Origin of the sequence: Massilia sp. WG5 (genome assembly GCF_001412595.2) — a bacterium.
GTDB lineage: Bacteria > Pseudomonadota > Gammaproteobacteria > Burkholderiales > Burkholderiaceae_D > Telluria.
The window spans coordinates 2,340,256-2,352,555 of sequence record NZ_CP012640.2; the positions used below are offsets into that span (position 1 = coordinate 2,340,256).

Consider the following 12,300-nt stretch of genomic DNA (forward strand, 5'->3'; position numbering starts at 1 on the left):
ATATGACAATGAACGCCCCATCGCGGCGCGCGATACCGGACGGCGGCTTATAATTTCGTTTTTGTCCAGAAGCCGAGTCCCGCCATGCCTGCCCAACTGATCGACGGAGTCAAACTTTCCCACCAACTGCGCGCCGACATCGCCCGCCGCGCCGCCGAACTGACCGCCACGGGCCGCCAGCCGGGCCTGGCCGTGATCATCGTCGGCGACGATCCCGCCAGCCACGTCTACGTGCGCAACAAGGTCAAGGCCTGCAACGAAGCCGGCTTCCACTCGGTGCTGGAAAAGTACGAGGCCGACTTCAGCGAGCAGGCCCTGCTGGACCGCATCGCCGCCCTGAACGCCGACCCGGCGATCCACGGCATCCTGGTGCAGATGCCGCTGCCGAAGCACATCGACCCGTCGAAGGTGATCGAAGCGATCGCCACCACCAAGGACGTGGACGGCTACTCGGTGCTGTCGGCCGGCGAACTGGTCGCCAACCTGCCGGGTTTCCGTCCCTGCACGCCGTATGGCTGCATGAAGCTGATCGAGACCACCGGCGTCGACCTGCGCGGCAAGCATGCGGTCGTGATCGGCCGTTCGAACACGGTCGGCAAACCAATGGCGCTGCTGCTCTTGCAACAGAACGCCACCGTGACCATATGCCATAGCGGCACGCCGGACCTGGGCTACCACACCCGCCAGGCCGACATCGTGGTCGCCGCCGTCGGCCGCCGCAATACCCTGACCGGCGACATGGTCAAGCCGGGCGCGATCGTGATCGACGTCGGCATCAACCGCGACGACGAAGGCAAGCTGTGCGGCGACGTCGATTTCGCCAGCGTCAGCGAGGTGGCCTCGCACATTACGCCGGTCCCGGGCGGCGTCGGGCCGATGACGATTACCATGCTGTTGATGAATACGCTCGAGTCCGCGGAACGCGGGCTTGCCAAGAATCAAGCACAGCCTGGCCAGGCCTCGGGGATGGACCCGAAGCCCGGTCTTGCCTGACCCTTTGCATCAACCAGGAAGGAGCACCATGAGCATTGAAACCAGCAATCCCCTCCTCGACTTCACGGGCCTGCCCCGCTTCGACCTGATCCGTCCCGAGCACGTGACGCCGGCGATCGAACAGCTGATCGCGGATGCGCGCGGCGTCGTCCAGCAACTGGAGGCACCAAGCGATAGCGTGAGCTGGGACAATTTCGTGGTGCCCCTCGAGGAATCGACCGAACGCCTGGGACGCGCCTGGGGCGTGGTCAATCACCTGAACCACGTGATGGACACGCCCGAGCTGCGCGCCACCTACAACGAGAACCAGCCGAAGGTGACGGAGTTCTGGACCGAGCTGGGCCAGAACGAGGCGCTGTTCGGCAAGTACAAGCAGCTGCGCGCCAGCCCGGAATTCGTGAACCTGAGCGCGGCGCGCAAGCGCATCGTCGAGAACGCCCTGCGCGACTTCCGCCTGGGCGGCGCCGAACTGCCCGAGCACCAGAAGCAGCGCTTCGCCGAGATCCAGGAAGAGCAGGCGAAACTGTCGACCCGCTTCTCGGAGAACGTGCTGGACGCCACCAACGACTTCAAGCTGCTGGTGAGCGACGAAGCCGAGCTGGCCGGCCTGCCGGACGACGCCAAGGCGGCCGCGCGCGCCGCCGCCGAGCGCGACGGCAAGCAGGGTTGGCAGTTCTCGCTGCACTTCCCGTCCTACTTCCCGCTGCTGCAGTTCGCCGACAACCGGAACCTGCGCGAGCGGATCTACCGCGCCAACGCCACCAAGGCGTCCGAGATGGGTGCGGTGTTCTCCGAGGTCGAGAAATGGGACAACACCGGCAACATCGCCCAGCTCCTGAAGCTGCGCGACGAGGAAGCCAAGCTGCTCGACTTCCGCAGCTTCGCCGACGTCTCGCTGGAGCCGAAGATGGCGGAGAGCCCGGAACGCGTGATCGAGTTCCTGGAAGACCTGGCGCGCCGCGCCCGTCCGTACGCCGAAAAGGACCTGGACGAGCTGCGCGCCTTCGCGAAGGACGAGCTGGGCATCGCCGAGATGCAGGCCTGGGACGTGACCTACGCGTCCGAGAAGCTGCGCGAAAAGCGCTACGCCTTCTCGGCCCAGGAAGTGAAGCAGTACTTCCCCGAACCCAAGGTCGTGGCCGGCCTATTCGGCGTGATCTCGAAGGTGTTCGGCGTGACGATCTCGCTGGACCAGGGTCCGGTCTGGCATCCGGACGTGCGCTTCTACCGCATCGAGCGCGACGGCCAGATGATCGGCCAGTTCTACCTCGACCTGTATGCGCGCCAGGGCAAGGGCCAGGGCGCCTGGATGGACGACGCGCGCGGCCGCAGGCTGGCCACGGGCGGCATCGTGCAGACCCCGATCGCCTACCTGGTCTGCAACTTCACGCCGCCGGCCCAGGTGGACGGCCAGCTGCAGCCCTCGCTGTTCACGCACGACGAAGTGACGACCCTGTTCCACGAGTTCGGCCATGGCCTGCACCACATGCTGACCGAGGTCGACGAACTGTCCGTGTCCGGCATCTCGGGCGTGGAATGGGATGCGGTCGAGCTGCCCTCGCAGTTCATGGAAAACTTCTGCTGGGAGTGGGAGGTCCTGCAGGGCATGACGGCGCACGTGAAGACGGGCGAGCCGCTGCCTCGGGCACTGTACGAGAAGATGCTGGCGGCGAAGAATTTCCAATCCGGCATGCAGACCCTGCGCCAGGTCGAGTTCTCGCTGATCGACATGCACCTGCACTACGACTTCGACCCGAACAGCCAGAAGACGGTGCAGGACTTGGTCGACGAAGTGCGCAGCAAGTTCTCGGTGCTGATCCCGCCCTCGTTCAACCGCTTCCAGCACAGCTTCGGCCACATTTTCGCGGGCGGCTATGCGGCGGGCTACTACAGCTACAAGTGGGCGGAAGTGCTGTCGGCCGACGCCTATGCGGCCTTCGAGGAGGCGGTCGAAGCGGGCGGCGACGCGCTCGACCAGACCGGCAAGCGCTTCCACCGCGAGATCCTGTCGGTGGGCGGCTCGCGTCCGGCGCTCGAATCGTTCAAGGCCTTCCGCGGCCGCGAACCGCAGATCGACGCGCTGCTGCGCCACAACGGCATGCAGGCGGCCTGAGGGATCGAAGTCCATGACCCGGATCGACTTCCATACCAACATCCCCGACAAGCTCGGGTATGCCTGCCGGCTGGCGCGCAAGGCCTATGCCGCGCGCGGCAAGGTCGTGCTGCTGGCCGAGACCAGCGACCAGGCCGACCAGCTGAACGAGGCGCTATGGACCCTGTCCGGCACCGACTTCATCCCGCACGTGATGGCAGGCGACCCGCTGGCGCCGGAGACGCCGGTGATCGTCACCGTCGACGAGCGCGCCGCGCTGCCGCACCACGACATGCTGGTCAACCTGACCCGCCGCACGCCCGAAGGCCTCGACCAGTTCGCGCGCGTGTTCGAGATCATCTCGACCGACGAGGAGGACGCCGCCGCCGGGCGCGCCCGCTACGTCGCCTACCGCAAGCAGTCCTATCCGCTGACCCACTTCGTGGCAGGCCAGTCATGACCGACACCCCCTCCTTCGACGAAATCCCGGTGCTGACCGAAGTCGTGGTCGAGCCGGCGGCGCCGGCCGCTGCCGAAGCGGCGCCGCCGGCTGCCGACGCCGACGCCGACGCCGAAGCCGGGGCCGAGGCGGTTCCGGTACTCGAGGTGGCGGCCGCCCCCGCGCCCGCGTCGGCGCAGTCCGGCGCTCCCGACGACGAGGCCTGGCGCGCCCTCGAGGAGCGCCTGGTGACGCGCGTGCTGGACCGCCTGCAGCCGCGCATCGACGTGGTGCTGGAAGACCAGGTGCGCGACCAGATGGCGATCGTGCTCGACCACGTCGCCGAGCGCCTCGGCCTCGAGCTGCGCGCCGCGCTGCAGCAGTCGATCGAGCACGTCGTCGCGCGCGCCGTGCAGCAGGAACTGGCACACCTGGTCGCGCGCCAGGGCTGAGCGTTCCGGGGCTTTTCCGCCCCCTTGGCGGGCATCCATGCACCTCCGCTGGGCGAGCTTCGGGAAAGCTTTGCCAACGCCGGAATTTGATGTACCTTTGCCTGGCGTAATTACTACTCCCAGGAGAAGAGACATGCAGGCCACCATCAAATTCGCCCTCATCCCGGCCGCCATCGCGCTGGCCTTCGCCGGTTCCGCCTGCGCCCAGCAAGTCGTCAAGCTCGGCCACGTCGCGCCGATCTCGGGTCCCAGCGCCCACCTCGGCAAGGACAACGAGAATGCCGCGCGCATGGCGGTGGACGAACTCAACGCCAAGGGCTTCGCCATCAACGGCCAGAAGGTCACGCTGCAGCTGGTCTCGGAAGACGACGGCGCCGATCCCAAGCAGGGCACGGCGGTCGCCCAAAAGCTGGTCGACGCCAGGGTGAACGGCGTGATCGGCCACCTGAATTCGGGCACCACCGTGCCGGCCTCGAAGATCTACAACGATGCCGGCATCGTGCAGATCTCGCCGGCCACCACCGCCCCCGCCTACACCCGCCAGCACTTCCCGGGCGCGTTCCGGGTGGTGGCCAGCGACGCCAAGCTGGGCGGCACCCTGGCCAGGTATGCGGCCGGCACGCTGAAAGTGAAGAACATCGCCGTCATCGACGACCGCACCACCTACGGCCAGGGCGTGGCGGACGAATTCGTGAAGGGCGCCAAGGCCGCCGGCATGCGCGTCCTGGGCCGCGAATTCACCAGCGACAAGGCGACCGACTACACCGCCATCCTCACCTCGATCAAGGCCAAGAAGCCGGACCTGATCTTCTTCGGCGGGATGGACTCGGTGGCCGGTCCCATGCTCAAGCAGATGAAGGCGCTCGGCATCCAGGCCACCTTCATGGGCGGCGACGGCATGTGCACGGAAGCGCTGGGCCGGCTGGCCGGCGACGGCCTGGTCGACGGCAAGGTGATCTGTGCCGAAGCGGGCGGCGTCAAGGGAGCGCAGGAAAAGACGATGGACGACTTCCGCGCCCGCTACAAGAAGAAGTTCAACCAGGACGTGCAGCTGTACGCGCCCTATGTGTACGACTCGGTGATGGTGATGACGACCGCGATGCAGAACGCGAAGTCGGCCGATCCCGCGAAATACCTGCCGGCGCTGAAGGCGATCAAGTACGAAGGCGTGACCGGCACCATCCAGTTCGACCAGAACGGCGACATCAAGGATGGCGCGCTGACCCTGTACACCTACAAGGGCGGCAAGCGCAGCAAGATCGACGTGGTCCGGTAAACAAACCCCAGGGCGGCGTTGCATCGTCTCGCCCTGGGGTTTGTTTGCCGATCAGCCAGGCATGAAAAAAGCGCCCTGTCGACAGGGCGCTTTTTCATGAGGGCTGCGTGCGCGGCTTATTTCTGCGACAGCACCCACTTGACCAGGGTGCGGGCTTCGGCCTCGCTGACCTGCGGGTTGGCCGGCATCGGCACCGGCCCCCAGACGCCCGAGCCGCCTTTCATGACCTTCTGGACCAGTTTGTCTTCAGCACCTTTCTGGCCCGCGTATTTGGCGGCGACATCCTTGTACGCCGGACCGACCAGCTTGGTGCCGATGGCGTGGCACGCCATGCAGTTCTTGGCTTTGGCCAGGTCAGCCTGCGCGAAAGCGCTGGTCGACACCAGGGCGGAAACCGCCATCAACATCATCAGGGACCGTTTCATTCCGTACTCTCTCCAAAGTGAAATACTGCACAAATTCTATCCTGTTTCCCTTGCATCGGCAGTATCGATACAGTCCGTAACGGCTGATACACATTTCGGTTGACCAAATGGCAGGATTTCGTTTCCGCAAAGCACTATTATTGTAAGATGGCGCCAGAAAGTAAAGGACTCATCATGCCCCTCATCCTCCTGCTGCTTGCCCTCGTCGCCCTGCGCTTCTTCGAAGTCTGGAAATTCGCCCAGCTGTCCTGGTGGTGGATCGTCGCCCTGGCGGTGCTGGCCTTCATCTGGTTCGAATTCATCGAAAAGATGCTCGGCCTCGACAAGAAAAAAGCCCACAAGGTCGACGACGCCCGCCGCAAGGAGCGGGTCAAGCAGGCTTTCGACAAACGTAAATAAACCTCAAACCGGGGTCAGACTCCGATTTTTGGCAATTTCTTTGGTCCAGTTGCCAAAATCGGGAGTCTGACCCCGGTTTGTCTTGGCTCAAGGCTGTGATACATTCCGCGAATAGATCAGTCCAAAATCGCGGGAAATGCATATCACATGAATCTGGAACTGCGCCAGCTGCGCTACTTCGTCACCGTCGCCGAGGAGCTGCATTTCGGCCGGGCGGCGGCGCGGCTGCATATGACCCAGCCGCCGCTGTCGCAGGCGATCGCGGCGCTGGAAGAGCTGCTGGGCGCGCCGTTGTTCGTGCGCAACCGGCGCACCGTCGAGCTGGCCCCGGCCGGCAGCGCCCTGCTGCCCGAAGCGCGGCGCCTGCTGCTCGAAGCCGACGCGCTGCCGGAACTGGCGCGCCGCGCCGCCGCCGGCGAAGCGGGACGGCTGTCGCTGGCCTTCGTCACCTCGTGCGACTACAGCGTGCTGCCGCCCTTCCTGCGGCGCTACAGCGAGCGCTACCCGGACGTCCACCTGAACCTGCTGGAAGCGACTTCCGACGTGCAGGCCGACGAGCTGCTGCGCGGCCGCGTCGACGCCGGCCTCCTGATCCCGCCGCTGCCCGACAAGGCCCAGGGCGAACTCGATTACATGAAGCTGCTGGAAGAGCCGCTGATCCTGTGCGCCCCGGCCGGACTGCCGGCGCTGTCCGCCCAGGCGCCCGTGCGCCTGCAGGACCTCCCCCGCCTGCCCCTGATCATCTTCCCGCGCGAGATCTCGCCGGCCCTGCACGACGCCATCCTGTCCTGCTTCCGCGCGGCCGGCATCACCCCCGCCATCGGCCAGCAGGCGATCCAGATGCAGACCATCGTCAGCCTGGTATCCAGCGGCATGGGCTTGGCACTTGTGCCACAATCCGTGTCTAACCTGATGCGGCCAGGCGTAGAATACCGTGCCCTCGCGGACCCGACCCCGCTGGTCGAGACCGGCATCGCCTGGCGCCGCGACAACGCGTCGCCCGTGCTGAAGGGTTTTCTGGAACTATTGAGGAATCACTGACTATGCTCGTCCATCCGAACCCGGATCCCGTCGCCTTCCACATCGGTCCCCTGGCCATCCACTGGTACGGGATCATGTATGTGCTGGCCTTCGCCCTCTTCATCATCCTCGGCCGCGTGCGCATCAGGACCCAGCCGCACGTCCAGGCCCAGGGCTGGACCAGGGAAGACCTGGACGACATGCTGTTCTACGGGATGCTCGGGGTGGTGATCGGCGGCCGCCTGGGCGAGGTGCTGTTCTACCAGCCGGCCCACTACTTCGCGCACCCGATCGAGATCTTCAAGACCTGGGAAGGCGGCATGTCCTACCACGGGGGCTTCATCGGCGTGCTGCTGGCGATGGCGCTGTGGGCCAGGAAGCGCAAGCGCAACCTGCTCGACGTCTACGACTTCATCGCGCCGATGGTCCCGATCGGCTATGCCTGCGGCCGCCTCGGCAACTTCATCAACCACGAGCTGCCGGGCCGCCTGGCCGATCCTTCCCTGCCCTGGGCCATGAAGTGGCCGGGCATCGAAGACCACCTGGTCCACCCCTCGCCGCTGTACCAGATGCTGGTCGACGGCATCCTGGTGTTCGTCATCATGTGGATCTTCGCCCGCAAACCGCGTCCGCGGCTGGCGGTCGGCGCCCTCTACACCCTGCTGTACGGCTGCGCGCGCTTCTTTACCGAGTACTTCCGCGTGCCGGACTGGGAGACCCACGTGATGGGCCTGCCGATCACCTCCGGCCAGGTGCTGTCGCTGCCGATGATCGTGGCCGGCCTGCTGATGCTGGGATGGGCGTACTCGGGCAACGGCAAGCGCGCCGTGCACGCCTGAAACGTTAAGTACAGCACTGCAAGGGGATGGCGATGCACGTATCGTCATCCCATGAGCAAAGCCTTTTCGCCCAAAAAGCTGTATGCGATGCAGCGCATGTCGATCGCCTTGCGGCGGGCCGCCGCCGCGCGTCCCTTCGGCGCGGCCACCGACCAGGCCTTGCGCTGGGCCGCGGCCTGGGGCATGTGCGCCGGCATCCGCACGCCGCATCCTCACACGCGCCTGCGCCTGCGGCGCTGCACCCTGATCGGCGCTAACTGAAAAGCGCCGGGTTCACGCCCGCCAGCTGGAGGATCGCCTGCCACTGTCCCGGCGTCACCGGCGACACCGACAGCCGGCTGCCCTTCTGCAGCAGCACCATGTCCTCGAGTTCCGGCACGCCGCGCAATTCCGTCAGCGGCAGGTAGCGTCCCTGCGCCACCGCCTGCACGTCAACCGAGATCCAGCGCGGCGTCTCCCGCGTCGCCTTCGGATCGTGGTAAGGGCTGGCGGGATCGAACTGCGATGCATCCGCATACGCCGTGCTGGCGACCCGCGCGATGCCCGCCACGCCCGGCACCGCGCAGCTGGAGTGATAGAACAGGATGCCGTCCCCCAGCTGCATCTGGTCGCGCATGAAATTGCGGGCCTGGTAGTTGCGCACCCCGAACCACGCCACCGTCTTGTCAGGGGCCTGCAGGACGTCGTCGAAACTGACTTCATCGGGCTCGGACTTCATCAACCAGTAGCGCATGCGATCTCCAAATGAAAAGCGGCTGCGCACTCTCGTGTCGCAACCGCTCGGAATTAATGCCCCGCCTGTGCCGTTTTTGCCGGCATCCCGAACCAGAAGGCTCAAGGTGGTCGCAGTCAGCTCGATTTCGGGTTCGTCAGACTAGTGACGATCGCGCCCACCAAACATGTCCCGCAACCTATGCGAAAGAATGGTTCAAGGAATATATGGCAAATCTCGAACACCGCAGGGTAGACGGCAGTTTACTACGATGAACTGCCATGTCAAACGAATTTAGCCTCAGAGCAGATTTTCTTGCGGAGCCAGAGCCTGGTCCAGGACCGAATGCATGGCCTCCAGCTTCTGCTTGACTTCCAACATGGACTGGTCGCCAAGCGGGCCCTGCGGCGATTTCACGGACAGGAATTCGGCCGCGACCGACAGCGCCGCCATGACGGCGATGCGGTCGGTGCCCTTGACCTTGCCCGAATCGCGCAGCGCGCACATCTTGCTGTCGAGGTAGTGGACCGCTTCGCGCAGGGTGCGCTCTTCGCCTTCGCGGCAGGCCAGGCGGTAGGACTGGCCCATGATGAGGACGTCAAGATGGATCATCGGGCGGCATCAAAGTCGTCAGGGTTGGCGGATGCGTCTTCAGCCTCGTCTTCCGGGCTGGCGTCGGCGGGTTCCAGCTGGGCGAGCATCGCTTCGACGCGTTGCTGGGCCTGCAGCAGCCGGTTCTTGAAATCGAGGTTCTCGGCGCTCAGCAGGGCGTTCGCCTGGCGCAGCAGATAGTTTTCGCTGCGCAGCGACTGGGCAAGCTGGGCGAGACGGTCGATTTTATCGGACAGTTCTTGGAATTCGGAAATCATCCGTAACTATAGGACCGGTATCGATTTTTCGTCAACAGATGCCGTGCCGTGCGCAGGTTTCAAGAAATGGATGGTAGGCTTTTGCGCTTTCCTGCAACGAGCCACCCCTCGCGCTTGCGTCCCATCAAAAAAGTCTGGCAAATCACCAACATCTCTGCTTGAAATGGGAAATTATCGTCCCTATAATTAGCACTCGTTGGTGAGGAGTGCTAACAGCCCCTCACCGCCAACGAACAATCAATCAACAATCAAAGGAGTTTTGCATGAACCTTCGCCCATTGCACGATCGCGTGATCGTGAAGCGTCTCGACCAGGAAACCAAAACTGCGTCCGGCCTGATCATCCCCGATGCGGCGGCAGAGAAACCGGACCAGGGTGAGATTCTCGCCGTGGGCAACGGCAAAGTGCAAGAAAACGGCAACGTCCGTCCGCTGGAAGTGAAAGTCGGCGACCGCGTGCTGTTCGGCAAGTACTCGGGCCAGACCGTCAAGGTCAACGGCGAGGAACTGCTGGTCATGCGCGAAGAAGACATCATGGCCGTCGTGGCCCAGTAATACAGTCCAATACAGACTTCCTGAATACGGAGAAATAGAACATGGCAGCTAAAGACGTAATTTTCGGCGATGTGGCACGCGCCAAGATGGTCGAGGGTGTGAACATCCTGGCCAATGCAGTCAAAGTCACCCTGGGCCCGAAAGGCCGCAACGTGGTGCTGGACCGTTCGTTCGGCGCCCCGACCGTCACCAAGGACGGCGTCTCGGTCGCGAAAGAGATCGAGCTGAAAGACAAGCTCATGAACATGGGCGCGCAGATGGTGAAGGAAGTCGCTTCGAAGACCAGCGACAACGCCGGTGACGGCACCACCACCGCGACCGTGCTGGCGCAAGCCATCGTGCGCGAAGGCATGAAGTTCGTTGCCGCCGGCATGAACCCGATGGACCTGAAGCGCGGCATCGACAAGGCCGTCACCGCCACCGTCGAAGAACTGAAGAAGATCGCCAAGCCGACCACCACCTCGAAAGAGATCGCCCAGGTCGGCACCATCTCGGCCAACTCGGATTCGTCCGTTGGCGAGCGCATCGCCGAGGCGATGGAAAAAGTCGGCAAGGAAGGCGTCATCACCGTCGAAGACGGCAAGTCGCTGAACGACGAGCTGGACATCGTCGAAGGTATGCAGTTCGACCGCGGCTACCTGTCGCCGTACTTCATCAACAACCCGGACAAGCAGGTTGCCGTTCACGAGAACCCGTTCGTCCTGCTGTGCGACAAGAAGATCTCGAACATCCGTGATCTGCTGCCGGTGCTGGAGCAGGTTGCGAAAGCCGGCCGTCCGCTGGTGATCGTCGCCGAAGATATCGAAGGCGAAGCCCTGGCGACCCTGGTGGTCAACAACATCCGTGGCATCCTGAAGACCGTCGCCGTCAAGGCCCCGGGCTTCGGCGACCGCCGCAAGGCCATGCTGGAAGACATCGCCATCCTGACCGGTGGCCAGGTCATCGCCGAAGAAGTCGGCCTGACCCTGGAAAAAGTCAGCCTGAACGAACTGGGCCAGGCGAAGCGCATCGAAGTCGGCAAGGAAAACACCATCATCATCGATGGCGCCGGCGCCGCCGAAGCGATCGAAGCACGCGTCAAGATGATCCGCGTCCAGATCGAAGAAGCGACCTCGGACTACGACCGCGAAAAACTGCAAGAGCGCGTGGCCAAGCTGGCCGGCGGCGTTGCCGTGATCCGCGTCGGTGCTGCTACCGAAGTCGAGATGAAAGAGAAGAAAGCACGCGTGGAAGACGCGCTGCACGCCACCCGCGCTGCCGTCGAAGAAGGCATCGTCCCGGGCGGCGGCGTGGCCCTGCTGCGCGCCCGCGCTGCCCTGCAGGTCAAGGGCGACAACCCGGACCAGGAAGCCGGCATCAAGATCGTCCTGCGCGCAATGGAAGAACCGCTGCGCATGATCGTCCAGAACGCCGGTGAAGAGCCGTCGGTCGTCGTGTCCGCCGTCCTGAACGGCCAGGGCAACTACGGCTACAACGCCGCCAACGGCACCTACGGCGACATGGTCGAAATGGGCGTGCTGGATCCGGCCAAGGTCACCCGCTCGGCCCTGCAGAACGCAGCGTCGATCGCCGGCCTGATGCTGACCACCGACTGCATGGTCTCCGAGATCGCCGAAGACAAGCCGGCCGGCGGCATGGGCGGCGGCATGGGCGGCATGGGCGGCATGGGCATGGACGGCATGATGTAATCAAGCCGGACGGCTCCCAAGCCAACCGAGTAGTAAAGTAAGGCCCGCGGGGTTTGCGCCCCGCGGGCCTTTTCTTTTTTCATGGTGAGGAAGCGATGCCGGCAATCAAACTGGACGAACTCGAAAACGCGGCCATCCTGGTCGACGACGGTGAAGGCAGCGCGAAGGCGCTCGTCGCGCGCGACACCGGCATGATCCACCTGCTCAACGACGAGTACATGGACGAGGAAGCGCCGCTGCCCGGCGACTTCGAGACCGGCGACGCCTACGTGTCCGTGCCGGCCGCCAGCACGCTCGGCCTGGGGCGCGAGCTGATGGCCCGCTTCGCCGCCGGCCACCTGCACGGCGACCGCGAACAGGTGCGCGAGATGCTGGACCGCGGCGACGGCTACGAGCGCTTCGCGAAACTGCTCGAGGAACGCGGCGTGCTCGATGCCTGGTACCGCTTCCGCGAGGAAGAAACGCGGGTCGCGCTGGAAGCCTGGTGCCGCCAGCACGGTCTGGAACTCGATGTCGCTTCACCCCTGGAATAGCTGAGCATG

General features: G+C 64.5%; 16 protein-coding genes and 1 other RNA gene. 12 read left to right on the top strand and 5 right to left on the bottom strand.

Annotated features, from left to right (window positions below; translation table 11 throughout):
* Positions 1-84: 84 nt before the first annotated feature.
* The 5 genes from folD to AM586_RS10445 all read left to right on the top strand — a co-directional run bounded on the left by folD (position 85) and on the right by AM586_RS10445 (position 5,252).
* A complete protein-coding gene (folD, locus tag AM586_RS10425) occupies positions 85-993 on the top strand; it encodes a bifunctional methylenetetrahydrofolate dehydrogenase/methenyltetrahydrofolate cyclohydrolase FolD (protein WP_052233273.1) in 909 nt (302 codons plus the stop codon).
* A gap of 28 nt (positions 994-1,021) precedes the next feature.
* A complete protein-coding gene (locus AM586_RS10430; RefSeq protein WP_052233272.1) occupies positions 1,022-3,106 on the top strand; it encodes a M3 family metallopeptidase in 2,085 nt (694 codons plus the stop codon).
* A gap of 13 nt (positions 3,107-3,119) precedes the next feature.
* Positions 3,120-3,545, top strand: a complete 426-nt coding sequence (locus tag AM586_RS10435; RefSeq protein ID WP_052233271.1) for a DNA polymerase III subunit chi — start codon at positions 3,120-3,122, stop codon at positions 3,543-3,545.
* On the top strand, positions 3,542-3,976 hold the full coding sequence (locus tag AM586_RS10440; RefSeq protein ID WP_052233270.1) for a hypothetical protein: 435 nt from the start codon (positions 3,542-3,544) through the stop codon (positions 3,974-3,976). Before AM586_RS10435 ends, AM586_RS10440 begins: the two co-directional genes overlap by 4 nt.
* 133 nt (positions 3,977-4,109) lie before the next feature.
* The gene (locus tag AM586_RS10445; protein WP_052233269.1) at positions 4,110-5,252 is read left to right on the top strand and encodes a branched-chain amino acid ABC transporter substrate-binding protein; all 1,143 of its coding nucleotides are present in this window, start codon (positions 4,110-4,112) and stop codon (positions 5,250-5,252) included.
* 116 nt (positions 5,253-5,368) lie between these two features.
* Here AM586_RS10445 and AM586_RS10450 read toward each other — a convergent pair whose 3' ends face one another.
* Entirely contained in the window at positions 5,369-5,677 is a 309-nt protein-coding gene (locus tag AM586_RS10450; protein WP_052233268.1) for a c-type cytochrome, read from the bottom strand.
* Between the two features lie 174 nt (positions 5,678-5,851).
* On the opposite strand from AM586_RS10450, the gene AM586_RS10455 reads away from it, so the two are divergent.
* From AM586_RS10455 to AM586_RS10470, 4 genes are all read left to right on the top strand, one after another.
* Complete coding sequence (locus tag AM586_RS10455) at positions 5,852-6,076, top strand: TIGR04438 family Trp-rich protein (protein WP_052233267.1); 225 nt, start codon at positions 5,852-5,854, stop codon at positions 6,074-6,076.
* Between the two features lie 147 nt (positions 6,077-6,223).
* Positions 6,224-7,117 (top strand): LysR family transcriptional regulator, encoded by an 894-nt coding sequence (locus tag AM586_RS10460; protein WP_052233266.1) that lies wholly within the window; start codon positions 6,224-6,226, stop codon positions 7,115-7,117.
* Between the two features lie 2 nt (positions 7,118-7,119).
* Complete coding sequence (lgt, locus tag AM586_RS10465; RefSeq protein ID WP_052233265.1) at positions 7,120-7,935, top strand: prolipoprotein diacylglyceryl transferase; 816 nt, start codon at positions 7,120-7,122, stop codon at positions 7,933-7,935.
* Between the two features lie 51 nt (positions 7,936-7,986).
* Complete coding sequence (locus AM586_RS10470; RefSeq protein WP_052233264.1) at positions 7,987-8,196, top strand: hypothetical protein; 210 nt, start codon at positions 7,987-7,989, stop codon at positions 8,194-8,196.
* Here the strand turns inward: AM586_RS10470 and AM586_RS10475 are convergent.
* The 4 genes from AM586_RS10475 to AM586_RS10490 all read right to left on the bottom strand — a co-directional run bounded on the left by AM586_RS10475 (position 8,189) and on the right by AM586_RS10490 (position 9,516).
* Positions 8,189-8,668, bottom strand: coding sequence for an EVE domain-containing protein (locus AM586_RS10475; protein ID WP_052233263.1), 480 nt, complete (start codon positions 8,666-8,668; stop codon positions 8,189-8,191). The two genes, AM586_RS10470 and AM586_RS10475, sit on opposite strands and share 8 nt — an antisense overlap.
* A gap of 54 nt (positions 8,669-8,722) precedes the next feature.
* Positions 8,723-8,903, bottom strand: a non-coding RNA gene (gene ssrS, locus AM586_RS10480) — 6S RNA.
* A 44-nt stretch (positions 8,904-8,947) separates the two neighbouring features.
* Positions 8,948-9,259, bottom strand: coding sequence for a cell division protein ZapA (locus AM586_RS10485; protein WP_052233262.1), 312 nt, complete (start codon positions 9,257-9,259; stop codon positions 8,948-8,950).
* Positions 9,256-9,516, bottom strand: a complete 261-nt coding sequence (locus tag AM586_RS10490; RefSeq protein ID WP_052233261.1) for a hypothetical protein — start codon at positions 9,514-9,516, stop codon at positions 9,256-9,258. The genes AM586_RS10485 and AM586_RS10490 overlap by 4 nt, the downstream gene beginning before the upstream one ends.
* Positions 9,517-9,779: 263 nt before the next feature.
* Between AM586_RS10490 and groES the strand changes: the two genes are divergently transcribed.
* From groES to AM586_RS10505, 3 genes are all read left to right on the top strand, one after another.
* Positions 9,780-10,070, top strand: coding sequence for a co-chaperone GroES (groES, locus tag AM586_RS10495; protein ID WP_052233260.1), 291 nt, complete (start codon positions 9,780-9,782; stop codon positions 10,068-10,070).
* 41 nt (positions 10,071-10,111) lie between these two features.
* Entirely contained in the window at positions 10,112-11,758 is a 1,647-nt protein-coding gene (groL, locus tag AM586_RS10500) for a chaperonin GroEL (RefSeq protein WP_052233259.1), read from the top strand.
* Between the two features lie 95 nt (positions 11,759-11,853).
* On the top strand, positions 11,854-12,291 hold the full coding sequence (locus tag AM586_RS10505) for a hypothetical protein (protein ID WP_052233258.1): 438 nt from the start codon (positions 11,854-11,856) through the stop codon (positions 12,289-12,291).
* The last annotated feature ends 9 nt before the right edge of the window (positions 12,292-12,300 follow it).

Bases quoted from the DNA above. Each gene is read 5' to 3' on its own strand.
- folD (WP_052233273.1), top strand. From the start codon at position 85: ATGCCTGCCCAACTGATCGACGGAGTCAAACTTTCCCACCAACTGCGC.
- AM586_RS10430 (WP_052233272.1), top strand. From the start codon at position 1,022: ATGAGCATTGAAACCAGCAATCCCCTCCTCGACTTCACGGGCCTGCCC.
- AM586_RS10435 (WP_052233271.1), top strand. From the start codon at position 3,120: ATGACCCGGATCGACTTCCATACCAACATCCCCGACAAGCTCGGGTAT.
- AM586_RS10440 (WP_052233270.1), top strand. From the start codon at position 3,542: ATGACCGACACCCCCTCCTTCGACGAAATCCCGGTGCTGACCGAAGTC.
- AM586_RS10445 (WP_052233269.1), top strand. From the start codon at position 4,110: ATGCAGGCCACCATCAAATTCGCCCTCATCCCGGCCGCCATCGCGCTG.
- AM586_RS10450 (WP_052233268.1), bottom strand. From the start codon at position 5,677: ATGAAACGGTCCCTGATGATGTTGATGGCGGTTTCCGCCCTGGTGTCG.
- AM586_RS10455 (WP_052233267.1), top strand. From the start codon at position 5,852: ATGCCCCTCATCCTCCTGCTGCTTGCCCTCGTCGCCCTGCGCTTCTTC.
- AM586_RS10460 (WP_052233266.1), top strand. From the start codon at position 6,224: ATGAATCTGGAACTGCGCCAGCTGCGCTACTTCGTCACCGTCGCCGAG.
- lgt (WP_052233265.1), top strand. From the start codon at position 7,120: ATGCTCGTCCATCCGAACCCGGATCCCGTCGCCTTCCACATCGGTCCC.
- AM586_RS10470 (WP_052233264.1), top strand. From the start codon at position 7,987: ATGAGCAAAGCCTTTTCGCCCAAAAAGCTGTATGCGATGCAGCGCATG.
- AM586_RS10475 (WP_052233263.1), bottom strand. From the start codon at position 8,668: ATGCGCTACTGGTTGATGAAGTCCGAGCCCGATGAAGTCAGTTTCGAC.
- AM586_RS10485 (WP_052233262.1), bottom strand. From the start codon at position 9,259: ATGATCCATCTTGACGTCCTCATCATGGGCCAGTCCTACCGCCTGGCC.
- AM586_RS10490 (WP_052233261.1), bottom strand. From the start codon at position 9,516: ATGATTTCCGAATTCCAAGAACTGTCCGATAAAATCGACCGTCTCGCC.
- groES (WP_052233260.1), top strand. From the start codon at position 9,780: ATGAACCTTCGCCCATTGCACGATCGCGTGATCGTGAAGCGTCTCGAC.
- groL (WP_052233259.1), top strand. From the start codon at position 10,112: ATGGCAGCTAAAGACGTAATTTTCGGCGATGTGGCACGCGCCAAGATG.
- AM586_RS10505 (WP_052233258.1), top strand. From the start codon at position 11,854: ATGCCGGCAATCAAACTGGACGAACTCGAAAACGCGGCCATCCTGGTC.